General features: G+C 35.7%; 21 protein-coding genes and 1 tRNA gene. 18 read left to right on the top strand and 4 right to left on the bottom strand.

Annotated elements, in window-relative coordinates; translation table 11 throughout:
- The first annotated feature begins 77 nt into the window (after positions 1–77).
- The 5 genes from pyk (at position 78) to LUA90_RS11465 (ending at position 5578) form a co-directional block, all read left to right on the top strand.
- Positions 78–1508: a pyruvate kinase gene (gene pyk / locus LUA90_RS11445; protein WP_231491018.1), complete on the top strand. Its 1431-nt coding sequence runs from the start codon at positions 78–80 to the stop codon at positions 1506–1508.
- 86 nt (positions 1509–1594) lie between these two features.
- A tRNA-Ser gene (locus LUA90_RS11450) sits at positions 1595–1679 on the top strand.
- 173 nt (positions 1680–1852) lie between these two features.
- Positions 1853–3988, top strand: coding sequence for a S9 family peptidase (locus tag LUA90_RS11455; RefSeq protein ID WP_231491019.1), 2136 nt, complete (start codon positions 1853–1855; stop codon positions 3986–3988).
- Between the two features lie 127 nt (positions 3989–4115).
- A complete protein-coding gene (locus LUA90_RS11460) occupies positions 4116–4871 on the top strand; it encodes a carboxypeptidase-like regulatory domain-containing protein (RefSeq protein WP_231491020.1) in 756 nt (251 codons plus the stop codon).
- Positions 4872–4900: 29 nt separating this feature from the next.
- Positions 4901–5578, top strand: a complete 678-nt coding sequence (locus LUA90_RS11465; protein WP_231491021.1) for an epimerase — start codon at positions 4901–4903, stop codon at positions 5576–5578.
- Positions 5579–5742: 164 nt separating this feature from the next.
- On the opposite strand, the gene LUA90_RS11470 is transcribed toward LUA90_RS11465, so the two are convergent.
- On the bottom strand, positions 5743–5922 hold the full coding sequence (locus tag LUA90_RS11470) for a hypothetical protein (RefSeq protein ID WP_231460413.1): 180 nt from the start codon (positions 5920–5922) through the stop codon (positions 5743–5745).
- Positions 5923–6322: 400 nt separating this feature from the next.
- On the opposite strand from LUA90_RS11470, the gene LUA90_RS11475 reads away from it, so the two are divergent.
- Both LUA90_RS11475 and LUA90_RS11480 read left to right on the top strand, forming a co-directional pair.
- Positions 6323–8023 carry a glycoside hydrolase family 3 protein gene (locus LUA90_RS11475; protein WP_231491022.1) on the top strand — a complete coding sequence of 567 codons (1701 nt, stop codon included), beginning with the start codon at positions 6323–6325 and terminating at the stop codon, positions 8021–8023.
- Between the two features lie 149 nt (positions 8024–8172).
- Positions 8173–8379: a hypothetical protein gene (locus LUA90_RS11480; protein ID WP_231491023.1), complete on the top strand. Its 207-nt coding sequence runs from the start codon at positions 8173–8175 to the stop codon at positions 8377–8379.
- Positions 8380–8446: 67 nt separating this feature from the next.
- Here LUA90_RS11480 and LUA90_RS11485 read toward each other — a convergent pair whose 3' ends face one another.
- On the bottom strand, positions 8447–8980 hold the full coding sequence (locus LUA90_RS11485; protein WP_231491024.1) for a thioredoxin family protein: 534 nt from the start codon (positions 8978–8980) through the stop codon (positions 8447–8449).
- 110 nt (positions 8981–9090) lie between these two features.
- Here LUA90_RS11485 and LUA90_RS11490 point away from each other — a divergent pair, with 110 nt between their 5' ends.
- From LUA90_RS11490 to LUA90_RS11530, 9 genes are all read left to right on the top strand, one after another.
- Complete coding sequence (locus tag LUA90_RS11490) at positions 9091–9747, top strand: TatD family hydrolase (protein ID WP_231491025.1); 657 nt, start codon at positions 9091–9093, stop codon at positions 9745–9747.
- 179 nt (positions 9748–9926) lie between these two features.
- Positions 9927–10721, top strand: a complete 795-nt coding sequence (locus LUA90_RS11495; RefSeq protein ID WP_231491026.1) for a ThiF family adenylyltransferase — start codon at positions 9927–9929, stop codon at positions 10719–10721.
- 128 nt (positions 10722–10849) lie between these two features.
- The gene (locus tag LUA90_RS11500) at positions 10850–14086 is read left to right on the top strand and encodes an exodeoxyribonuclease V subunit beta (protein ID WP_231491027.1); all 3237 of its coding nucleotides are present in this window, start codon (positions 10850–10852) and stop codon (positions 14084–14086) included.
- Positions 14087–14242: 156 nt separating this feature from the next.
- Positions 14243–17107, top strand: coding sequence for a PD-(D/E)XK nuclease family protein (locus LUA90_RS11505; protein WP_231491028.1), 2865 nt, complete (start codon positions 14243–14245; stop codon positions 17105–17107).
- A 175-nt stretch (positions 17108–17282) separates the two neighbouring features.
- Positions 17283–17717, top strand: coding sequence for an IS200/IS605 family transposase (tnpA, locus tag LUA90_RS11510; RefSeq protein ID WP_231460420.1), 435 nt, complete (start codon positions 17283–17285; stop codon positions 17715–17717).
- A gap of 3 nt (positions 17718–17720) precedes the next feature.
- Entirely contained in the window at positions 17721–18278 is a 558-nt protein-coding gene (locus tag LUA90_RS11515) for a GNAT family N-acetyltransferase (RefSeq protein ID WP_231460421.1), read from the top strand.
- 216 nt (positions 18279–18494) lie between these two features.
- Positions 18495–19481 carry a pyruvate dehydrogenase complex E1 component subunit beta gene (locus tag LUA90_RS11520; protein ID WP_231460422.1) on the top strand — a complete coding sequence of 329 codons (987 nt, stop codon included), beginning with the start codon at positions 18495–18497 and terminating at the stop codon, positions 19479–19481.
- A gap of 403 nt (positions 19482–19884) precedes the next feature.
- The gene (locus LUA90_RS11525) at positions 19885–20256 is read left to right on the top strand and encodes an iron chaperone (protein WP_231460423.1); all 372 of its coding nucleotides are present in this window, start codon (positions 19885–19887) and stop codon (positions 20254–20256) included.
- A gap of 273 nt (positions 20257–20529) precedes the next feature.
- Positions 20530–22821 carry a Tex family protein gene (locus LUA90_RS11530; protein WP_231460424.1) on the top strand — a complete coding sequence of 764 codons (2292 nt, stop codon included), beginning with the start codon at positions 20530–20532 and terminating at the stop codon, positions 22819–22821.
- A 114-nt stretch (positions 22822–22935) separates the two neighbouring features.
- Here LUA90_RS11530 and LUA90_RS11535 read toward each other — a convergent pair whose 3' ends face one another.
- Positions 22936–23286 (bottom strand): hypothetical protein, encoded by a 351-nt coding sequence (locus tag LUA90_RS11535; RefSeq protein WP_231460425.1) that lies wholly within the window; start codon positions 23284–23286, stop codon positions 22936–22938.
- Positions 23287–23518: 232 nt separating this feature from the next.
- On the opposite strand from LUA90_RS11535, the gene LUA90_RS11540 reads away from it, so the two are divergent.
- Positions 23519–23887, top strand: coding sequence for a YccF domain-containing protein (locus tag LUA90_RS11540; RefSeq protein ID WP_231460426.1), 369 nt, complete (start codon positions 23519–23521; stop codon positions 23885–23887).
- A 128-nt stretch (positions 23888–24015) separates the two neighbouring features.
- Here the strand turns inward: LUA90_RS11540 and LUA90_RS11545 are convergent, their stop codons facing one another.
- Positions 24016–24990, bottom strand: coding sequence for an App1 family protein (locus LUA90_RS11545; RefSeq protein WP_231460427.1), 975 nt, complete (start codon positions 24988–24990; stop codon positions 24016–24018).
- A 59-nt stretch (positions 24991–25049) separates the two neighbouring features.
- On the opposite strand from LUA90_RS11545, the gene LUA90_RS11550 reads away from it, so the two are divergent.
- Positions 25050–25904, top strand: coding sequence for a diacylglycerol kinase family protein (locus LUA90_RS11550; RefSeq protein ID WP_231460428.1), 855 nt, complete (start codon positions 25050–25052; stop codon positions 25902–25904).
- Position 25905: the final 1 nt, after the last annotated feature.

Consider the following 25905-nt stretch of genomic DNA (forward strand, 5'->3'; position numbering starts at 1 on the left):
TATATAAATATTAATGCAGTTTAATTAATTTAGATGATTAATTAGATACAAAACAGCATTGCTAAAACAATTATTAAATGAAACCTTTTCATTCCAGAACAAAAATTGTAGCCACACTCGGCCCCGCTTCAGCTAAACCAGATGTATTATACAGCATGTTTAATGCAGGTTTGGATGTTTGTCGTTTAAATTTCTCACACGGTTCACAAGCAGATCACCAAGCGGTATTGGATACAATCCGCGATTTAAATAAAAAATACGATTATAATGTTGGAATTTTAGCCGATTTACAAGGCCCTAAAATTCGTATCGGTTTAGTTAAAGAAGGTGGCATTAACCTTATCAACGGTAAAACAACAATAATTACTACGCAAGAGTGCATCGGTAACGAAGAGCGTATTTACATCACTTATCAAAACTTTCCTCAAGATGTTCAGGCAGGTGAAATCATCCTTTTAGATGATGGAAAGCTGCAGATGAAAGTGATTTCTACAAACTTGAAAGATGAAGTAGTTTGTGAAATCGTTCATGGTGGTATCTTAACATCAAGAAAAGGTGTAAACCTTCCAAACACTAAAGTCTCAATTCCATCTTTAACTCCAGAGGATAGAGAAAACTTAGAATTTGTTCTTGAAAACGATGTTGAATGGATTGGTTTATCTTTCGTTCGTAAGGCCGAAGATATTATCGAACTTAAAAAAATAATTGCTGAGCGTGGAAAAACTGCTCGTGTAATTGCCAAAATAGAAAAACCGGAGGCTATCGCAAACATTGATGAAATTATCGCTGTAACAGATGGTATTATGGTTGCCCGCGGAGATTTAGGCGTTGAATGTCCGATGGAAGAAGTTCCATTATTACAGAAAATGATAGTTGCAAAATGTAGAGCAGCTTCAAAACCGGTAATTGTTGCAACTCAAATGTTAGAAAGTATGATTACCACACCTCGCCCTACACGTGCCGAGGTTAATGATGTGGCTAACTCCGTTTTAGATGGTGCAGATGCGGTGATGTTAAGTGGAGAAACTTCGGTAGGTGAATTCCCGCTGATTGTTATCGAAACCATGCAAAAAATCATTCAAAACATCGAAGAAAACAATTATCCATTCCATCCTGATAAGTTTTTAAAACCAAAATCTCCATCATTTTTAAGTGATGCGATTTGTGATTCGGCTTGTTTCTTGGCTAAACAAACAAACGCTATTGGTATCGTTTCTATGACTTTGAGTGGTTACACCGCTTTCGAAATTTCTAGTCACCGCCCAGAAGCGTTAACTTTCATATTTACAAGCAACCGTGCTTTATTAAATGCAGTAAGTTTATTATGGGGTGTTAGAGGTTTTTACTATGATAAATGGGAAAGTACAGATAATACAATCATTGAGGTTAACGAATTCCTTAAAAGCAAAAAATTGGTTAAGCAAGGAGATATCATTATCAATACTGCCGCTATCCCAATGGAAGCAAAAGGTAAAACCAATATGTTAAAAATCACTGTTATTGATTAATTTCGATAACGAAGAAATATTAAATGCTTCCAATTAATTTTGGGAGCATTTTTTTTGAATAAAAAATATATTTTTGCTGTCCATTCGGAGAGGTGTCAGAGTGGTCGATCGAGCACGCTTGGAAAGCGTGTGTACTGCAAGGTACCGCGGGTTCGAATCCCGCCCTCTCCGCTTTTTTGAATTCCACACTTATTCATGCAGTCACAAACCCAAGCATTTACTTCTAATTTTTTTAAAACTCCTATCCGAATAAAAGCCATACGTTTCTTTTTTGTATTATTATTGATAAATTAAAATCTAATGAGAAAACAGTTTTAATTTTATCGCAAAGAACAAACCTAAAAATGAATAAATATTTATTAAGCGTAACGGTTGTTGCTTTGGCTTTATCGGCTACAGCACAACAAAAAACTGCTTTTACAGCTCAAGATTATGAGCGTGCTGAAAGCTTTATGAGTTACAATACCGAGAAATTTATAGATGCAGGAAGTGTGCGTCCGAACTGGCTTGATGGTGATAAATTTTGGTATTCGGTGAAAATAAACGGCGAGGAGAAAAGCTATTTGGTTGACCCAAAAGCAAACACAAAAACGCTAACAACTGATTACAAAGCCAGCAATTCTGCACCGGGACCACGTAGATCAAGAGGCGAAGTTTTATCCCCAGATGGAAAAAAATCTATTCTAATTAAAGATTATAACCTTTATGTTAAGGATGTTGCTTCGGGTAAATTAACCCAATTAACAACTGATGGCATTAAGGATTACGGTTATGCTACGGATAACGCCGGCTGGAAACACAGCGATGGCGCCATCCTTCGCTGGTCGCCAGATTCAAAAAAAATTGCAACATTTCAGCAAGATCAGCGTAATACAAAAGACATGTATTTAGTGACCACAAATGTTGGTTCGCCAAAATTAGAAGCGTGGAAATATCCCTTACCGGGAGATAAAGAAATTCCAACCATCAGACGTGTAATTATTGATGTGGAGCAACCAAAGGTGATTTCTTTAAATGTAGCACCAGATCCACACCGTGCAACTTTAAGTGATGATATTTCGAGCAGTGGCACTTTTGATGATATTGACTGGAAAGCAGATGGCTCTGAAGTTGCTTTTGTTTCAACTTCGAGAGATCATAAAATAGAGAAATTCCGCATTGCAAATGCAACTACCGGTGCGGTAAGGGAGGTTTTTGAAGAAGTAGTTAAAACGCAATATGAATCGGGCCAGGGCGCCATAAACTGGAGATACTTACCTGCCACAAAAGAAATCATTTGGTATTCTGAAAGAGATAACTGGGGGCATCTTTATTTGTACGATTCTACAACCGGAAAAGTTAAAAATCAGATTACCAAAGGCGAATTTGTGGTTGCGAGAGTTGTAAAGGTTGATAAAAAAACCCGCACAATATACTTTATAGGAAATGGAAAGGAACCAGGAAACCCATATTTCACACATCTTTATAAAATCGGATTTGATGGTAAAAAGATGGTTTCTTTAACTCCGGAAGAAGGAAATCACGTGAGTAGTTTTTCACCTTCGGGAAATTATATTTTCGATACCTACTCTCAGCCAAATGTTCCATCGGTTAGTGTTATAAGAGATTTAAATGGTAAATTAATTACCACTTTAGAAAAAACAGATGTAAGCAGGCTAGCCGTTACCGGCTGGAAAGCACCAACCCCGGTTTCGGTAAAAGCACACGATGGCAAAACTGATATTTATGGTTTGGTTTTTACGCCAACAAAAATGGAAGCCGGGAAAAAATATCCTGTAATTGATTATATCTATCCAGGTCCACAGGGTGGAAGTGTGGGCAGCTGGGCATTTTCAGCATCAAGAGGCGACAACCAGGCATTGGCAGAGTTAGGCTTTATTGTAGTGGTAATTGAGGGAACAAGTAACCCAGACCGCTCAAAAAGTTTTCATGATATGAGTTACGGAAATATGGCTGAAAACACATTGCCAGATCAAATTACTGCGATTAAGCAACTTGCAGAAAAATACCCGATGGATACAACAAAAGTTGGTATCTGGGGACATTCGGGTGGTGGTTTTGCTACAGCTACAGCAATGTTTCGTTATCCGGATTTCTTTAAAGTTGGTATTGCTGAATCGGGAAACCACGACAACAGAAACTATGAGGATGACTGGGGAGAACGCTACAACGGTTTAGTAGAAAATGCTGATTACGAAGCGCAGGCAAACCAAAATTATGCAAAAAATTTAAAAGGTAAACTTATGCTTGTGCATGGTATGATGGACGATAATGTTCCACCATCAAATACTTTATTGGTTGTGGAAGCACTTCAAAAAGCAAACAAGTCTTTCGATTTGGTAATTTTTCCAAATAGTGCGCATGGCTTTGGTGCTTACTCGCCGTATATGATGAGAAGAAGATGGGATTATTTTGTGCAGCATTTATTAAACGCAGAACCACCAAAAGATTACAAAATGCAGGGAACTATTATTAGATAGTACGAACCCAAATTGATATTAAGTCCTGCAAGTTTTAAATAGTTTGCAGGGCTTTTTTTATGCTTATTAAAACGTTAAGTAATGTTAAACTTATGAAAACCATATTGTTATGTAATATATTGACCTAATGCGCTACTTCCTTATCTTCGTACTAATTATAACATCGAACAAAATTGTTGCCCAGCAATTAATTACCGGGCAAGTGCTCGATAATATTTCGAAGTTGCCAATCGAAAATGCAATAGTTAGTTATGGCAATCGTGTCAGCATCACCTCTTATACTGGTAAATTTTCATTTGTTAGAGATACTTCAACTAAGTTTATAAGCATTAAAAAATTAGGTTACATAAATCAGGAAGTTAGCCTTAGTAATAGATTTAAAGAAGTTGTAATTCTGCTTAAAGCATCAGAAATTAATCTTCAGGAGATTACCATTTATCCGAAACGGGATTATCTTAAAGATTCTATTCAGTTAAGGAAAGACTTTGCGAAGGTTTTTGCCTATAAGGAGTTAACGATTAAGGATGTAATTGTAAAGAAAGGTTTGCGCTATAAAACACCTGGTTCTAATCTGGTATCAAACTCTACCTCATCCATATTTAGTGTTGATGTTTTGAAAATAGCGGGCTTACTAGCGAAGAATAAATCTTCTGTTTCAAAACTGAAAAAAGCGCAGCTTAAAGATGAAGAAACAAAATACATAGACCACCGATTTGATGTTGAAAAAATCGTTTCTCTAACGAAATTAGAAGGCGATTCTTTACAAAAATTTATAACCAAATATCGTCCATCGGCAGCCGAGATAAAAAAAATGAACGATTATCAGTTGCTTAGCTACATAAAGAAAAGTTTTTTGGAGTTTACTAAGCAAAACAATGATTAATTTTAGAGGTTGATATATAAAACTTAAAGATGGGAAAGAGCAGAGCAACAAATAATGTTATAATAACCGGCAGCACGGGTATGGTTGGCGAAGGCGTTTTAATCAGGTGTTTAAACAGCCCAGAAATTGACGCTGTTCTGGTAATCAACCGTAAGCCTTGTGGATATTTACATCCTAAATTGAAAGAGGTTATACGTGAAGACTTTTTTGATTTTAGCTCGATTGAGGAGCAGTTAAAAGGTTATAATGCTTGTTTTTTTTGTTTAGGGATAACATCAGTTGGTGCAGATGATGATACTTATTATAAAATGACATATACATTGACCATGCATGTTGCACAAACATTAAGCAGGTTAAATAAGGATATGACTTTTTGCTACGTTTCTGGTAGTGGAACCAACCCGGAGGGAAGATTAAAATGGCAAAAAGTTAAAGGTAAAACTGAAAATGATTTAACCGCACTAACTTTTGAGCAGGTTTATAATTTAAGACCAGGCTTTATAAAACCAATTAAAACACAAAAGTTTGCACATAAATTTTATAACTATGTGAATTGGATGTTTCCTATCGGAAGAAAGTTTTTCCCGAATGGTTTTTGTACAATGGAAGAACTTGCTGATGCAATGATTAATACCTTAAGCCATAATGGCGAACGTAAAGTATTAGAAGGAAAAGATATTATTGCTTTGGCTAATGAACCAAATTAGGAATTGAAGACGTAAATGGGAAAATAGAATAGGGTAAATGGCTGAAAGAATATGTAGAAAGGAAAATTGGGAATGGAAAATGTAAGATGGACGACGGAAAATACGAAGTGTAAACCAAAGTAACTATCCCATCATACATTTTCCTTCTTCCATCTTACATTATACTATTTCTTATTATCGTGTTTACGCTGATTATCTTTATTCGAGGTTTGGTCTGAACGTTGTCCGCCGCCATTGGTTATACCTTGAATTTTCTTATCAACTTTTACGTCGTGATTTGCTCTGTCGGCAATAGAACTTCCCTGAACTGTAGGATTATTCTTAGGTGTATTTACATTTTTCATGGTTAAAAAATTTAGGTTAATATTTTATCCAGAGCGTTATTGTATTAACTTTTGATTTTACAATATGTTTTAATTTTTTTATTAAATGATGCATTGGCTTTTGAATTTTGTATTTGAAATACTGCCTTTGTTAGATAAACCGGATTGACGTGAAAATACCTTTTTTGATGGTTAACGATAAAGATTGCCACTTCTGTAAGTATTAAAAGGATTGTAACAGAAAGCAGGACTGCAGTTTTGATAGTATTACTGAATATTCGTTTTCCAAATATTTTTATAAAAATCCTGGCTTTTTATAACGCACAACTTTAAATTTTAAAATGTATTAAATCGATTACTTAGATTGGTTTTTGTTTTATTAACATTTTACTTACTAATTTAGCCGACACAATAAAACACCGTGAAAAAGAACTTAATTACCTTAATTGCCCTATTTACGCTTGCAATTTATGCACACGCACAACAAAATTCTTATATAGAGATGTTAGCTAATCAGCCAAAATGGGTTGATTCTGTATTTAAAAAATTAAATAGAAGAGAAAAAATTGCGCAAATGTTTTTCGTTAGGGCGCATACTAATTTAGGTCAGAAATATACTGATTCGGTTGGTTTGGTAATTAAAAAGGAACAGCTTGGTGGTGTAATTTTCTTTCAGGGTGGCCCGGTAAGACAGGCTGTGGCTACAAATGCCTATCAAAAGGTAAGTCGCGTACCATTAATTGTTGCCAATGATGGCGAATGGGGATTAGGTATGCGTTTAGATAGTACAATTTCATATCCTTATCAAATGACTTTGGGCGCCATCCAAAACAAAGAATTGCTTTATAAAATGGGGCTTGAAGTGGCTAAAGATTATAAGCGTTTGGGTATGCACATGAATTTGGCACCCGATGCGGATATTAATAACAATGCGAAAAACCCGGTAATTAACTACCGCTCTTTTGGAGAAAACAAATTTAATGTTGCGGTTAAAACCGGTGCATATATGAAAGGCATGCAGGATGGTGGTTTGCTAACTACCTTAAAGCATTTCCCCGGACATGGTGATACAGATGTAGATTCGCACTATGATTTGCCACAGCTAACTTTTAGCGCAACCCGACTGGATACTTTGGAAATTTATCCATTTAGAGAATTGATAAAGCAAGGTGCATCAGGAGTGATGATTGCGCACATGAATATTCCATCTTTAGATAATACGCCAAATTTACCTTCTACCCTATCAAAACCAATTGTTACCGGAATTTTGAAAGAGAAATTAGGTTTTAAAGGCTTAATTATTTCGGATGCTATGGATATGAAAGGCGTTGTTAAATATTTTAAAGGGGGCGAAGCCGATTTATTGGGCATTATTGCCGGTAATGATATTCTGGAGCTTTCGGAAAATAGCGACAGGGCAATTCATTTGGTTCGTAGAGCGATTCGTCAGGGTAGAGTTGATATTAAAACAATTGATGCCAGTGTGAGAAAAATTTTGACGGCTAAATACTGGGCAGGTTTATCGCAAAAAGATACGGTTGTTACCAAGGGTTTAATTGCAGGCATTAACCGTAATGCTAGCAATGCACTTGTGCAGGAGTTGGCGAATGCTTCTGTAACGATGTTAAAAGGCAAGGATTATATTAAAAACTTAATCCCAATTAGAAGAACTGCAATTGTTAGTATTGGTGTGCCATCGGTTACCAGATTTCAAAAGGAAGTAGCCAAAGGTTTTTACAATTCCGTTTATTATGTGCTTGACAAAAATGCAAGTGCTACGCAAATATCGAACGTAGCGAGAGAAATTGCCGCTTTTGACCAGGTAATTGTAGGTATTCATGATAGCCGGGCAAGACCAGCAAATAACATTCAGTTAAATGCAGGTGTTAAAAGTTTTATTAAAGATTTATCGACCAGAAACACCGTATTTGCTTTGTTTGCAAACCCTTATAACCTTGCCGGATTACCAGGATTAGAAAACAGTAAAGGTTTAATTATCGGTTATCAGAAAGAAGATTATATGCAAGTTTCGGCCGCGGCTGTAATTAATAACAGATTGGTACCTACCGGAAAATTACCGGTAAGCATTTTGCCGAACTATAAGTTTGGCGATGGCATGTAAGCCTTTAAAAAAGCTTTAAAAGGAGCCACAGATTTGCAGATTTTATGAGTTAGAATAATCTGTAAATCTGTGGCTTTCTTCATTTAAAGAAAAATCATTAAAACAAATCTTCGCCCAAAATCATTATCTATCTATAAAAACTTATTGTTATGATAGACCCAGAAAACGAAGATTATTCGAACGACCCAAATGATGCATTACGCAGGGAAGACGATACAGAAAACATAAATGAATTGGATGGCGATACCTCAAAAGTAGAGCACGACAAAGATTTATTAAAACAAGCTGATGAGGCTTCCAGACCATCTTACGAGTTAAATGTTGATGATTTGAAGGAAGATGACTTGGATGATTAACAAAAAAGCCACAGATCATCAGAATTAAAATCTGATTATCTGTGGCTTTAAACTTTAGTCTTTAAACTTATTTGGTTTTAGGCCTGTAAGTTTCAGGATCTACAGCTGCAACGGTCCATCCCTTTAAAAAGGAAATTGTTTTTTTAACATCATGACCAACTTTTCTTTTACCGTCTGCTCCAATTTCTTCTGATTCGAGATAAGCGGAATTCTGAATATGCAACACCTTCCCTTTTCCATCCAAAACCACAAAAACAGGGTAACCAAAACGGTTTGGAAAACCTAAGTATTTCATAGCTTCATCGTTATGGTGGTCTTTATCCCAATTCACCAAAACGTACTCGAAATTATCGTTTATTGTTTGTTTTAAAATAGCAGTAGTATCAACCAGGTTATGGAAGGCAATGCACCATGTACACCAATTGCCGCCAACTTGTACCAAAACATGTTTATTTGCTTTTGCGGCTTTCTCTGTTGCGGCTTTTAAATCGGCCATTGCGTTAGCCTCCGGATTATAAATATGAACGCCTGCTGTTTTCGCCTGACTAAAAGCAAGTGTTGAGCTAAATGTAATCGCTAAAATTGTGATTAGTTTTTTCATGATTTTAATATAATAGCGTAAAAGTAATAAAGACTACCATTTTTATAGATTATCCCACATTTCTTTTACAGAATAAATACAATTTTGCAAAATACTATCTTTGTAGCGAAATGGATTTTTTAGATGTACACACTCATAAAACTACTCAGCAAAAAGGAGTTATTAGTATTCAAAGTCTTTCGCTAACCAGCGATATTTTCTTGGCAATGCCGAAAACCAAACCCATTTCAATTGGCTTACACCCTTGGTACGCTAAAAAAGAATTACTCGAAACTCAATTAAGATATTTAACTGTTCTGGCTAAACAGAAGAATGTAAAATTGATTGGAGAATGTGGTTTAGATAAGTTAAAGGGCGAAAGCCTGGAAGACCAAATTTATATTTTTGAGCAACAAATTGCTTTAGCAGAGCAATTGAAAAAACCCATGATTTTGCATTGTGTAAAAGCATTTGCAGAATTAATAGAAGTTAAAGATAGATTGAGCATTAAAGTGCCGTTGATAATTCACGGTTTCAATAAAAATGAAGAATTAGGGAAACAACTATTGGCAAAAGGCTTTTTAATATCTTTAGGAGCAGCTATTTTAAATGAAAATTCCGGTGCAGCAAAGCTGATTAAACAAAGTGACAACTTTTTTCTGGAAACCGATGATTCGGAAACGTCCATTGAAGAAATTTACCAGGCTGCTTCTATTATAAAAAAATGTTCGGTTGATGAGTTAAAAGCCCTTATTTTTGCAAACTGGAAGAAATTGGAATTACTTTAGCTTTGCAACGGAAACACAGAAATAGTGGAAGCTTTAAGAAATTTATTTCGTTTTAATCCATGTTCCGGGTCAGTGAAAAATAATATCTTAAAAGCACATATTTTTGCTAACTGGTATAATTGAGTTTGCTATAACCATTTTTACTTTTAGTTTTTACTTTACACTTTTTACTTAAATAAATGTCTGATACTAGCTGGCTTTCACGCTCCGCACTTTTAGTGGGAAATGACGGAATTGATAAATTACAATCGAAACATGTGTTAGTTGTCGGTTTAGGAGGCGTAGGCTCTTTCGCAGCAGAATTTATTTGTCGAGCTGGTGTTGGCGAAATGACCATTGTTGATGGTGATGTTGTAGACCCAACCAATAGAAACAGGCAATTACCTGCATTGGCTACCAATCACGGTGTAAGTAAAGCTGCCATTATGCAAGAACGGTTGTTGGCCATAAACCCCGAATTGAAACTTCATGTAGTAAATACTTTCCTAACGCCCGAAAAATGCAGAGAAATATTAGAATCGAAATTTGATTATATTATGGATTGCATTGATAGTGTGATGCCGAAGATCACACTTCTATCAAAAGCTTTGGAGAAAAACATTCCAATTGTTAGTTCTATGGGTGCTGGTGGCAAAATGGACCCTACGAAGCTCAGAATAGCAATGCTGCCCGATACTTATCAATGTGTTTTTGCAAGTTATGTGCGTAAGCGATTGAACAAACTCGTTGGAGCAGATAAAATCAGGGCGGTTTTTTCTACTGAAGAAATGGACAAAAAATCTATGATAATGACAGACGGCAGCAATTTTAAGCGTTCTGCCTACGGAACAGTTTCTTACCTTCCGGCGGCTTTTGGCGGTACGTGCGCATCAGTTGTTATTCGCGATTTATTAGGACTCAAAATTGAAATGGCAGAACGCCCTGCAAGAATTAGTCATAAAACTTTGGCAAAAAGAAAAGCTAAAAAGAAATAAGCTATTGTGGATATCCTGATTTCGGGAAAATTTTAAATTGTTGTAAGTTAGGATATTTTTAAATAGCCACCCCCGCCTTACAGGCACCCCTCCAAAGGAGGGGAATAAAACCCATAGCCAAGAAAAATATGCCTCAACCCCTTAAAATCCTTCAAGCTTCTGCCGGTTCTGGTAAAACATTCAGTTTAACTGCGCACTACCTTACTTTGCTTTTTTCTGGCGAGAATAAATACCGAGAAATTTTAGCCGTAACCTTTACCAATAAAGCTACCGAAGAAATGAAGAGCAGAATTCTGGAGGTATTGGTTGGCTTAGCAAAAGGAAATCCCGCAAAGAAAATTGATGATTATCGGAAATTGGTTTTAGCGGCTCATCCAAATTTAAATGCTAAAGAACTCCAATTTAAAGCTGATAAAATCTATCGGAAAATTCTTCACGATTACAGCCGTTTTTCGGTAAGTACCATTGATGGTTTTGTACAAAAAGTAATTAGAGGCTTTGCTTTTGAACTTGGCTTAAATGCAGATTATAATTTAGAAATGAATTATGATAAAGTTAAAGATGATTTAGTAAATAAACTTGATGAGGCTTTAAACGACAATAAACAATTACTGCAATGGATTATCGATTTGGCTATCGAGCGCATTAGCGATAATAAAAGCTGGAATTACAAAATCGAATTATATAATCTAATCGGAGAAATTTTTTCAGAACGCTTTCAAATTTTCGAATCAGCCGTAGAAGAATTAGGGCTGGAAAACATTGATGCTCTCTTTAAAAAATACATCAGCGTTACTAAAGATGAAATTAAAAATTTCGAAAGCGAAATTATTCAGCTTGCTAAAGATGCAAACGAGGCACTTGAAGTTTTAGGTGTAGAAAACGACCAGCTAAAAGGAAAATCGAGAAGCCCATTAACAAAATTAATTCTAATTGCCCGTGGCGATTTCTCCAAAATAGAACCCATTTTTAATATAATTGATGAGCCTGAAGAATGGTTTCAAAAAAACGCAGATAATCCTGAAGCCTTTACAACCGTTAACCCGATTTTGCAAAAGATTAAAGCTCATTATCTAAACCATTTACCAACTTATCAATTAGCAATTGCCTTTAACAAAAACCTTTATTATTTAAGGTTGATGCAGGAAATTGCCGTGTTATTAAAGGAATATCGGGCCGAGAATGATAATCTATTAATCAGCGATGCTCAAAAATTAATTTCAGGAATTACGGAAGATGCCGGCGACAACCCTTCGTTTATCTGGGAAAAAGTTGGTAATCGTTATCGTAATTTTCTTTTTGATGAATTCCAGGATACTTCTACAAGCCAATGGGGAAGTTTTAAATCGCTTTTAACCAATGCTATTGCCACACCCAGTTTAGATTTAACCGACCATCTTATTGTTGGTGATACAAAACAATCTATTTATCGCTGGCGAAATGGCGATTGGAATATTTTACACAAGCATGCAAAAACGGATGTTGGCCCGCATAATGTTATCGAAGACAGTTTAGCAGAAAATTATCGGAGCACAGAAAACATCATCACATTTAATAACTTTTTATACCGCCAAATTCCTATAACCTTACAAAATGAGTTAAACCAGAGTTTAGCGAGCAAGCCAGAAAATATTACAGCATGGTGGAATACGCAGCATTACGACTCCATCATTACCGATATTTATGCAAGCTCAACCCAAAATTTTGCAGCAAATACGCTAAAAGGCGGAACCATTAAAATTAAAAAATTTAGCAAAGAACAGGTTCCGGACGAGGCACGTTTTACAGAAACAATTTTTAGAGATATTGCTTTAAACGATGTTATCGAAGAAATCCTTCACCTTAAAAACGAGCAAAATTATGCACTAAAAGACATTGCAATTTTAGTTCGCTCCAATAGCGAAGCCATGTTAACGGTGCAGAAGTTGATGGAACAAAAACTTCCGGTATTATCTGGTGATGCTTTATTGATTTCAAACAATTCTGCCGTTCAGCTCATCATTAATACTTTAAAAATATTGATAGGTTTAGATGCTCAAACCGCACTTTACAAGGCAAATTGCATTGCACTCTATCATTCTTTACATGATAAAGATGCAAACGCCAACCACTATCTAAATTTAGTTAACGTTTCATTAAGCACGCTAGGTAATGTTCTCCCAAAATCGCTTTGCGAAAACTGGCAATCGTGGCTGCAACTTCCGCTGGCAGAATTAATAGAGATTTTGCTCGAAGCTTATGATTTAAAAAATCTTGCTCAACATTTACCCTATTTATTGGCCTTTAGAGATTTAACAGCAAACGCCGGAAAGCTTGGCGAAAAAGGTATTATTTCTTTCCTAACCTGGTGGGATGAAGATGGCGTAAAAAAATCTCTACCATCGCCAGAAGGCGCTGATGCGATTCAAATTATTACCATACATAAATCTAAGGGATTAGCTTTTAGGGCGGTTTTTGTCCCCTTTTGCAATTGGGAAGTCAAAGGCAAAGCGAATTCTACTTTTTGGGTATCATCAGAAGATACAGTTTATAAGGAACTGCGGGGTATTCCATTAAAATACAATAAAGATTTGGCTGATTCATCAATCGCACAAGCCTATTATGAAGAGTTACTTTATAACAATATGGATGCATTGAATATGCTTTATGTAGCCACTACCCGCTCTAAAGATTATTTATACATCGCAACTATGGGTAAGGCCGAACCAAAAGGGAATAAAGAAATTAATTTATCCAATATGGGCGATGTAATAAACCTCACTTTCGAAAACGAATTTGATGAAAACGGGGTTTATGAAATTGTAGAATACATTACAATCGAAAATAAGGATGGAGCATCAAATTTTATTAATTTGAAAAGCTATCCAACTACAACACGTTTATCAGAGCTCTACACTTCTTCAGAAGAAAAGCATTTAAAACACTTGGTTAATATCGAAAAATCGGGTCGGAAAGGTTCATTGCTTCATGATATATTGGCGAGTGCAACAAGTCAGAAAGGTGTTGAAGATTATGCCGCAAACCTTATTTTGCAAGGCATTATCAAGGTAGAAGAAAAGCAAAAGCTGGTTGAATCAGCAATGGAGGTTTTAAACCATCCGGAGCTTAAAGAACTTTTAGATGCCGCCGGAGAAAGTATAACCGAGAAAAGTATTATTGATGTTAATGGTAAACTTCACCGACCGGATAGAGTGCTTATAAATGATAATGAAGTAATTATTCTGGATTATAAATTTACTTTAGAAGAAAGTGAGAAACACATTCAACAAGTTGATGGCTATAGAAATTTATTATCGGAAATGGGTTATGATAATATTAAAACCTATTTATTTTATGCTGTTAAAGGCAAATTGAAATTAGTCTAATATGAAGTTCTACGACATAGATATTAACCACTTTAAGATTGCTTCGTGCCTCGCAATGACGACCGCACAAACGTTATTGCGAGGCACAGTCTATCCCGATTTTTCGGGAGAGCAATCTTCTTTAGAACTTTCAAATCTGTTTTTTAAATCTTAATTATGAAACCATTTTTACAAGAAGTTGCCGAAGATTTAGTTAGCAGATTTGGAAATCAGCTGGCTAATTGTGCCATTGTTTTCAATAATAAAAGACCAGCTGCTTATTTGCAAAAGCATTTTGCAGATATAATTAAAAAGCCGTTTTTCAGTCCATCCTTTTTTACCATTCAGGAGTTTTTTGCATGCTCTACAAATTATAAAATAGCCGATTTCTATTTGCAATTTTTTACGCTTCATAAAATCTATAATCAACTTTTGGTTGAAGAAAAGCTTGAAACCATTTCAAGTCATAAATTTTTTCCTTTAGCAAAGATAATTTTAAGCGATTTTAACCAAATTGATGCTGATTTAGTTGATGCAGAAAAACTCTACCGCGATTTGGAAGACATTTCAGTTATCAATCAGGATTTTGATTATTTAAGTCCGGAGCAATATCAATTCCTTTCACAATTCTGGACGTCATACTCAGAAGGTAAACACAAAAAACAGCAAGAATTATTTATAAAAATGTGGCGCAGAATGCCAAAGCTTTATAACAAATTTCACGCTGTATTAAAAGAACAAGGCTATTTAACCAATGGTTCAGTTTATCGCCACCTGGCGGATGATATTACAAGTCACCAGGAATTTATCTCAAATTTTGATAAAGGTAAAATCATTTTCGTCGGATTTAATGCTTTGAGTAGTGCTGAAGCAAAAATTTTTAGTCAGTTACAAGAAACAGATAAAGCGCTCTTTTATTTTGATGCAGATAGCTATTATTTAGATGATGCTTCGCAAGAGGCGGGATTGTTTCTAAGAAAAAACCTCAACCTTTTAGGCTTAAGAAATGAATTTTCTGAAAAGGAAAGCTTAATGAAAACGGGCGAGCACAATGTTAATGTTTTCAAAGTTCAGGGACAATCGGCACAGGCAAAAATCCTGAATAATATTTTAGAAGAAGATTACACCAATGCAGAAACCGTTGGTAAAACAGTTGTGGTTCTGGCAGATGAGAGTTTGCTTATTCCAACGTTACAAACCATCCCTACAAATTATGATGGTGAGGCAATCGACCTTAACGTAACCATGGGTTTTGCACTATCAACCTCAAGTATTTTTGGTTTGGTTGATTTATGGTTAACCTGCCAACTGGAAATTTTGCAAGGCAATAAAGTAAGTTACAAAAATGTTGAAGCCTTTTTAACGCATCCATTAACTGGCTTAACGCAAAAAATGCGTGATAAAATTTTAACTGCACTATTAGAAGAAAATCAGGTTGAAATAGAACACACTCGTTTATTGCGACAAAGTGGTTTTTTTGAAGTTTTTTATAAAAAAATCGATAATCCTCAATCGGTTGTGACCAATTTATTAGAGGTTCTGGATTTTGTTTTAACCAGATTATCAAACGCAAAAACTTTAAAGAAAATTGATGCTGAACTTTTTGTAAAAACCATTCAGGAGTTAAACCGCCTGCACGACACCTTTAATTCACATATTGGTAAAGAAGAAATTCCTTTTGTTATTTACCTTGTGCAAAAATCGCTACAAGCCATTGCAGTTCCGCTTTCCGGCGATCCACTAAATGGTATTCAGGTTATGGGCTTGCTCGAAACCAGGAACTTAAATTTTGATAAAGTGGTTATTCTCGGTTTTAATGAAGGCATCATTCCTAAATCATCTATCGGCAATAGCTTTATACCAGATTCTATTCGAAGGGTTTATGGTTTGCCTGTTTTAGAAAATTTAGATGCCATCTCATCATACATGGTTTACCGTTTGATGCAAAGAGCGAAAAATATCAACTTTGTTTACAACAGTTTAACCGATGAATCTACATCGGGCGAAGCCAGCAGAATTTTAAAGCAACTGGAATATGAAAGCGGCTTTAATTTTACCTACCATGAATTAAATCTCGAAGTAAAAACAGAGGAATTTAAAGCCGTTCAGATTGAAAAAACAGGAAATGCTTTTATTCAGGAAACGCTGCAAAAATATCTTGATAAGAAGAAAATTTTATCGCCTTCGGCGCTAACGCAGTACATTGCTAACCCGATTGATTTTTTCTTCAACTACATTGCAGGTATCAAAGAACCCAAGGAAATTAGTGCAGTTGTTGAGGCAAATGAAATTGGTTCAATTTTGCACAAGGTGATGGAATATTTTTACGAAGATTTAAGAAGTGCAGAGATTACTGAAGAAAGAATTAAAGAAAGGAAAAATTTAGTTCCTCAGTTAATTCAAAAAGCCTTTAATGCAGTAATGTTTAATCATGCTGACAAGGTGATGGAATATAAAGGCATGCAAAAGGTTATTCTTGCCATTGTTGATGCTTATGTAAACATTATTTTAAATCAGGATATTACGCAAACGCCGTTTACCATTATAAGTTTAGAGCAAAAAGTAGAGGCCGAAATCAGCTTCTCATTAAATGGAAAGCAAGAAAGTGTTAAAATTTTCGGTTATATTGACAGGGTTGATGTTAAGGATGGCATAACAAAAATTGTAGATTATAAAACGGGTAGTGATAAATTGGCATTTAAAGATGTTGATGAACTTTTTAATTCAAACGGTAAACATATCAACAAAGCACTGATACAAACCTTGCTTTATACCTATGCATACGAGCAATCTGCAGGCAAAACTTGTGTAGAACCAAATTTATATATCGTTAAAACAATGAACGACCCGATTAATGGCGGTGTTTGGTTTAAATCTAACCGACAGGTTTTAAAAGGCGATTTTTTAGAAGAAATTAAGCCTTTGTTTTTAGCCCGATTAAAAGAAAAACTTGCAGAATTATTTGGCGCACCGTATTTTAATGTCAGCGAAATACCTGATAATTATAAGTATTCGATCTATAAAACTTTGTTTGGGAAATAGGGGTTGGCTAAAGCCCATTTTTATGATCTTAAGCCGTTGGTTGAAACCAACGGCAATAAATAGAAAACCAATCAATATAATGAAATCGCCAACTGCACTGTTCATTTCTTTGCCGTTGGTTTCAACCAACGGATAAAAATTATTTCATATATTGGCTTTAGCCAAAATATCCATTATGTCGTATGTAAAAATTTGGGTTCACCTGGTGTTCTCAACAAAAAATCGACATCCCTATTTAACCAAAAGCATCCGTTACAAAGTTCAAAATCATATAATTGAAAATTGTATAGAAAAATCTATTTTCTTAACCGCTATAAATGGACATACTGAGCATTTGCATTGTTTGATATCGTTAGGAAAAGAACAAACTATTGCAAAGACCGCACAACTGATTAAAGGAGAATCAGCTTATTGGATAAACAAAAACAAACTAACTACTGATACATTTAATTGGCAGGATGATTATTTCGCTATATCTGTAAGTGAATCGCAATTAGAAATTGTAACAAGTTATATAAAAAACCAAGAGAAACATCATGCTAAAAAATCATTTGCAATGGAAGTAAAAGAATTCGCAGATAAGTATAAATTTGAAATACGAAACGAATAAAAAATGCTAACCCTCAACTTCACAAAATTCCCTATCCTCGAAACGGAACGATTAATCCTTCGGGAACATGCCATTTCTGATGCGGAAACTTTATTCGCCATGCGAACCAATGAAACGGTTATGAAATATATTGACCGTGAGAGGCCGAAAGATTTAGAGGAAATTAAAATATTCATTACCAAGTTTAACCTGGGTTTTGAAAACGGTGATAATTTAGCCTGGGTAATCGCTTTGAAAAAAAATCCGAATCAAATGATTGGCTCTATCGGTTATTGGCGAACGGATTTTGCAAATCACAGGGCGGAAATCGGCTATATGCTTCATCCCGATTATTGGCGAAAAGGAATTATTGCAGAAGCTTTGAAAAAAACGATTGATTTTGGTTTTCAAGACATCAACCTGCATACAATTAGTGCCAATATAAATGTAGACAACGATGCATCTCGACAAATGCTTATAAAACATGGGTTTTTAAAAGAAGCTCACTTTAAACAAGATTACTATTTTAGAGGGAAATTTTTAGATAGCGAAATTTATGGATTACTAAATCCCAATCATTAAATGTTTGGAGAAATAAACAAAATGTAATACAAAAACAACCTAAGTTAATGCACCGCGAAATTATATTTTAGCCTTTCGATAATAACAATCTAAATAAAAAGTAAAAAGCCAAATATTCCATCAAAACCAACCACAATTATTACAAAATACACGCATTATAGCCTTTGGTTTCAATGCTTTTAATAATTATATTTGCCACCGTTATAAAAATTTACAATGAGAGAAATCCAATTTAGAGAAGCACTACGCGAAGCCATGAGCGAAGAAATGCGTAAAGATGACCGCGTTTTTTTATTAGGTGAAGAAGTAGCAGAATATAACGGAGCGTACAAAGTAAGTCAGGGCATGCTTGATGAATTTGGTGCGAAACGCATTATCGATACCCCGATTGCCGAATTAGGTTTCGCAGGTATTGCAACTGGTGCTGCAACAGCAGGCCTTATTCCAATTGTTGAATTTATGACATTCAACTTCTCATTGGTAGCTATCGACCAAATTATCAACGGTGCAGCTAAAATTTTATCAATGAGTGGTGGTCAGTTCTCATGCCCAATGGTTTTTCGCGGCCCAACAGGTAATGCGGGCCAATTAGGTGCACAACACTCACAAAACTTCGAAAACTGGTTTGCTAATACTCCAGGTTTAAAAGTAGTCGTTCCGGCTACACCATACGATGCAAAAGGATTATTAAAACAATCTATTATCGATCCAGATCCAGTAATTTTTATGGAATCTGAAGTAATGTACGGCGATAAAGGTGATGTTCCGGCTGAAGAATATTATATCGAAATTGGTAAAGCAAAAGTAACCAAAGAAGGTACTGATGTAACCATTGTAACTTTCGGTAAAATGTTAACTCGCGTGGTTAACCCTGCTGTAGAAGAATTAACTAAAGAAGGTATTAATGTAGAAGTTATCGATTTACGTACTGTTCGTCCTATCGATTACGCCACAATTATCGAATCTGTTAAGAAAACAAACCGCTTAGTAGTTGTAGAAGAAGCATGGCCATTAGCATCACTTTCTGGTGAAATTGCCTTTATGGTGCAAAAACAAGCTTTTGATTATTTAGATGCTCCTGTTTTACGTATCACTTGTGCAGATGTACCACTTCCATACTCGCCAACTTTAATTGCAGCCAGCTTACCAAATGCTGAGAAAGTAATTAAAGCGGTTAAAGAAGTTATGTACGCAACAAAATAAATTGTCATTCTGAACAAATCGAAGACAAAACATATACAAATCCTCCAAAGCAATTTGGGGGATTTTTACGTTATACGTCATTTCAAGGCAGAAAGCAATCTTACTTTAATAAATAAATTCTGTATTTCAGTGGCAAATAATTTGAAAACCAACCTTCAGTAATTCTTCGCCTTCAGTAGCCCCGCCATCCATTTCAATCTTTTTATAACTTTTGTATGCTCAAATTGTCGTCATTGCGAGGAGGAACGACGTGGCAATCTTTTTCGTTGGTATGACAAAAAAGTATCTCCATTCCTGTCAGGTTTATTTTACAAAAACCTGTGCAAAAAACGCAGTGCGGTTCTTACTCAAACCCAAAAAACCAAACGATAATTTTTATATTAGCTCAGCAAAAATTATTATTATGGAGAAAATAGAGCCAAAAACCATCGATGAATATATTGCATTATTTCCTGCTAAAACGCAAGAAATTTTACAGCAGATTAGAGAAACTATTCATAATGCGGTGCCAAACGCTACAGAAGTAATCAGCTATAAAATGCCGGCTTTTAAGCAAAATAGGGTTTTAGTCTATTTTGCTGCCTATAAAAAACACATTGGCTTCTATCCTACTGGTTCAGGCATCGAGGCTTTTCAACACGAATTTGGAGATTATAAATGGAGCAAAGGTGCAGTTCAGTTTCCAATTGATAAACCAATGCCGCTGGATTTGATTGCAAAAATAACCAAATTTAAAGCGCAAAGAGATTTAATGAAGGCAGAGGAGAAAAAATAAATGTTTAAATTTTACGCTTTGTAGCCCTTCATAGCAGCAAAAACTTAAGTTATCTAAACGGGATTGAAGCGGCATCTCCCGATTTTTCATCGGGAATATAGCGTAAAGCCCGACGGACCATCATAAAATCTTCTGTTTTTGCTTTCCAAAAAATAAATCTAAAACATTCAAGTCTTAGTACACTTAAAGATTAAATACTCAAAATTTAAGGTGGAAAAATCATTTCTAAAAATCCTTAAATCCTGATTAGCTTTGCCGCATTAATTTTTGAATATGCTAACTCACCATAAAATAATTGCAGCCGAACTAAAAGTTGCAGAAAAACAAGTAAGCGCAACAGTAAACTTATTAGATGAAGGCGCAACCGTTCCGTTTATTTCGCGTTACCGTAAAGAATTAACCGGAAGTTTAGATGAAGTTCAGGTTGCCGCAATACGCGATAGAGTTTTACAATTACGGGATTTAGACAAACGCCGCGAAGCGATTTTAAAATCGATGACCGAATTGGGTAAACTTACACCTGAACTCGAAAAGCAGATTAATGAAGCCGAAACCATTTCATTTTTAGAAGATATTTATTTGCCTTTTAAACCAAAACGCAAAACCCGTGCTTCGATGGCGAAAGATAAAGGCTTAGAACCTTTAGCTTTGCAAATTTTCGACCAACAGAATTTTGATTTAAATGCTGCGGCAGATAAATTTATAGATGCTGAAAAAGGCGTAAATACGCTGGATGAAGCCTTAGCGGGCGCTCGGGATATTATTGCTGAAATGATTTCGGAAAATCTTGAAGCACGCACCAAAATGCGCACTTATTTCCAGGAAAAGGCCGAATTTAAATCGGAAGTTATTAAAGGAAAAGAAGAAGAGGGTATTAAATATAGGGATTATTTTGAGTGGACTGAACCAGTCAAAACGGCCGCATCTCATCGAGTTTTAGCCATGCGCCGTGGCGAAAAAGAACTGATTTTACGCTTAGATGCACTACCACCAGCTGAAGGAGCTTTATCAATTTTAGAAAACCAGTTTATTGCCGGAAATAACGCTGCATCTAAACAAGTGCAACACGCCTTAGAAGATGGTTATAAACGTTTGTTAGAGCCTGCAATGGAAACTGAGCTGCGGGTTTTTACTAAACAAAAAGCTGACGAAGAGGCCATTCGAGTTTTCGCAGAAAATGCTCGTCAGTTGTTGTTGGCTGCACCAATGGGACAGAAAAATGTTTTAGCGATTGACCCTGGTTTCCGTACAGGTTGCAAAGTAGTTTGCTTAGATAAGCAAGGCAAACTTTTGGAAAATACGGCCATTTACCCTCATACCGGACAAGGAAATGTAAAAAATGCTGAAACTACGCTTGTGCAGCTTTGCGAAAAGCATAATATAGAAGCTATTGCAATTGGTAATGGAACTGCTGGAAGAGAAACGGAATCTTTTGTGCGGAATTTAAATTTACCAAATGTTACAATTGTGATGGTTAATGAAAGTGGTGCTTCGATTTATTCAGCTTCGGAAGTTGCCCGTGAAGAATTTCCAACTCAGGATATTACCGTTCGTGGTGCGGTTTCAATTGGCCGCCGTTTAATGGACCCTTTAGCAGAATTGGTAAAAATTGATCCAAAATCAATAGGTGTAGGGCAATATCAGCATGATGTTGACCAAAACAAATTACAGGCTAGCCTGGATGATACCGTAATTAGTGCTGTAAATGCGGTTGGTGTAGAATTAAATACAGCTTCGAAACAAATTTTAGCCTATGTTTCTGGCTTAGGACCAACGTTAGCACAAAACATAGTAGATTATAGAAATACAAACGGAGCTTTTAAAAACCGCGAAAGTTTGAAAAAAGTTCCACGTTTAGGCGGTAAAGCTTATGAGCAAGCAGCCGGTTTTTTACGTATTCGCAATGCAGAAAATGTTTTAGATACAAGCGGCGTTCACCCAGAGCGATATGCTGTGGTTGATAAAATGGCTAAAGATTTAGGCACCACCGTTTCTGCATTAATGAAAGATACAACTTTGCAAAAGCAGATTAAATTGCAACAATACGTTACAAATGAAATCGGCCTACCAACACTAACAGATATTTTGAAAGAGTTAGCAAAGCCCGGCCGCGACCCGCGTGAACAATTCGAAGCCTTCAGTTTTACGGATGGCATAAATGAAATTGCTGATTTACGAATCGGCATGAAGTTGCCTGGAATTGTAACCAATATTACCAATTTCGGCGCTTTTGTAGATATCGGCGTTCACCAGGATGGTTTGGTTCACACCAGTCAGCTGGCAAACCGTTTTGTGGCAAATCCAAACGATATTGTTAAAGTACACCAAAAGGTTGAAGTTACGGTTATGGAAGTAGATGCTGCCCGTAAAAGGATTTCTTTATCGATGAAGACTGAAAATAATCCGAAGTTGGGAGTCGGAAGTCCGAAGTCTAAAGAACAAAAGCCAAGGCAAGATTTTAAACAGAACAATTCAAAACCTAATTTTAAGCCTAAGCATGAACAAAAAGATGCTGATGGAGATTTACAGGAAAAATTAGCGAAGCTGAAAGGTATGTTCAAATAGGTTTTAATTCGTCGTTTTACTTCCGTCATTGCGAGGCACCGTTTGTCCCGTTTTTTCGGGAAAGCAATCTCTTATAAGTGAGATTGCTTCTGCCTCGCAATAACGGACTAAAACTTATTTTCTTTTCATAACATAAACAGCATTACTTGAATCTTTCCCATGTTCTGAATACACTTGAAAAAGTTCGTACCCATAATTTTTAAATTTATTAATAAAATCTATAGTAGAATTAAATTCCATTCGCTTACCGGCATCATCTTTAACAACAACGTCATTAAATTCGGTAACAATTTGTCCGTATTCTAAAGAAATTAGAATTTTATCCGAAAATAGTTTGCCCGAGCCCTTAATTTCAACATAATCAGCATGGATATCGCTTAGGCGAACGCCGTTAATAGTTTGGGCCTTAGCACTAAATAGTGCAAAGCAGGCAACAGCCGTTGCCAGTGCAGTAATTTTTTTCATAATAAGGTCTCATTTTGTGTGTATCCCAAAATAAAGAAATTATAGTGTTCTGTTTTATGCTATCTGTAACAAAATTACATTTGAATTATCTTAAAATAACAAATACGGTATCGCCATTGCGAGGCACGAAGCAATCTCTTTTCATATAGATTGCTTCGTGCCTCGCAATGACGGAATTGGATAATATATTGCAAAAAAATGCAGTATAAATAATTTAAAACAAAAATATACAATGAATTTCATAGGCAATATTATCTGGATTATTTTTGGCGGAATATTTATATTCTTTGAATATATAATCGGTGGATTAATATTGTGCTTAACTATTGTTGGTATTCCCTTCGGGATTCAATGTTTTAAATTTGCAATTGTTGGCCTGGCTCCATTTGGGGTAAAAATTACGGATACTTCATCAAATACCGGATGTTTATCAACCGTTATGAATTTAATCTGGATAGTATGTGGAGGTTTTTGGATTGCATTAACACACCTTTTCTTCGGTATTTTACTTTGCATCACAATTGTTGGTATTCCTTTTGGCAGGCAGCATTTTAAATTAATGAACCTGGCTTTTACGCCATTCGGAAAGTCTATTTCATAACCAGTTTGTTTCTTGCCAAAAGCAGCAAATTTATTTAAATAGCCCTCGATTGAATTGAAGCCATTTTTCATGGCGAAATGAAAGCGGGACTATCGAAACCGATGAGCAATACAATTGCGCTCCAAATTCTAAGAAATTAAACCTATTCGTTTAGAATGCTCAATAGCCTCTAAGCTATTGTTAAAAAGGCAGGTCTTAATTGGAAAAGGCTTTACCCTTTCGAATAATTTAAGGCTTTCTTCAACCTTTTCGGGTCTAATATTCCGAATGTAGATGGCTTCGATATTTTTTGGATATTTCTCGGCAATAGACGTATATATTTCCGGATCTTGCTGCGAATTATCGCCAAAAAACACAAACTTTTGGTTAGGGAAAGCGTCTAAAATCCGCATTACTCTAATTAATTTCCCCTCATGTCCGGTTTTACCGGTACGTATCAAATCCTTCCATCTCTTTAAAGTATTTAACAGGAATGCCCCCTCAGGCAATTCATTAAATCTAAAAGTTTCTAAAAGGTAATCGTACAAATTCCATTCGCTGCTACTCACGTAAAAAAAAGGATTTGGCTGGTTTTCTTCCGTATGAGATTTGGCCAAAAGCTGATAATGGTTAGCCACATCAGGAAATGTTTTTCGCGTTCGCGGATTTTTAATGAACAACTCCCGTAATCTACGTCCTATGGTTGCCGAATGCGATACCATTACGGTATCATCAACATCAGAAATAAAGGCGTACTGCGTAATGTGCGGCACATAAACTTTGCCCTCGCTACAGCTTAAAACGGTATCATCTGCGGCTAAAGCCTCAACTTTTACATAATGCCAACCGGCTTCAACGTCACTGTTTGCCTTCCATTCAAATTTAAAAAAGCCATCAGCTTCTGTTTTATTGTAGATGATTTGATCGAAAAATTGCAAGCGTATTTTAACAAAAGCATAAGGTTTTAAAATGAATAATTTAAGTAAGTGAACAATGTTTACAAATAGATTTTCGCTGTAAATCTGCTCAGTTTTTGCTTTCCGCTTAAACACGTGACCATACACCACCAAATTTTGGGTATGCCCGTAACCATGATATATCTTTACGCTTGTAGATTTATTCATCTATTTTAAAACAGACTTTGTGTTTAGTTGTTTTGAAAGGAGCAAATTAGCTTGCATTCATGAAATTACTATTCATTATTAACCCTGGTTCAGGCAGCCACGATATCGATCTAAAAGATGTTATTTCGAAATATTTTATTGATAAAGATATTGAAATAGATTTATTTGAATTGCCGGATGATTGCTCGATGGATAAAATTAAATCTAAAATTGACCAATCAAAAGCTGATAAAGTAATTGCTGCAGGTGGTGATGGCACATTAAAACTCGTGGCCGAATGCTTGCTAAATTCTGATACGCCAATCGGTATAATTCCAGCGGGGTCTGCAAATGGTATGGCAAAGGAACTTGGCATACCAACAAACATTGAAGAGGCATTAAAAATTATTGAACATGGAAAGCCTAAAAAAATTCACCTGGTTAAGTTAAATGATGAAATTTGTATTCATTTGTCTGATTTAGGCTTTAATGCTTATCTGGTTAAAAAGTTTGATACTTTACCCAACCGTGGTATGTGGGGTTATGCAAAGGCTACCTGGCATGCTTTATGGAACCACAAACGCATGGATGTAGAAATTAAAATTAAAGGCGAAAGCGTAAAATCTAAAGCTGCGATGGTTGCCATTGCAAATGCTACCATGTACGGCACTGGTTTAAAAATAAATCCGGATGGAAAGTTAGACGATGACCTTTTCGAAATTATATTGGTAAAGGATTATTCGTACTTAGAAATTTTGAAGATCTGGTTTACCAAACTTCCATTTAACCCAAAAAAAATCGAGGTTTTTCAAACATCTAGCGTAAAAATAGCATCGAAACATAAAGCGCATTTCCAGGTTGACGGAGAATATATCGGAAAAATTAACACTGTTGAAGCAGAGATACTACCTGCTGCTATTTCAGTAATTGTGTAAC

Source organism: Pedobacter sp. Leaf170 (genome assembly GCF_920984665.1).
Taxonomy (GTDB): Bacteria; Bacteroidota; Bacteroidia; order Sphingobacteriales; family Sphingobacteriaceae; genus Pedobacter.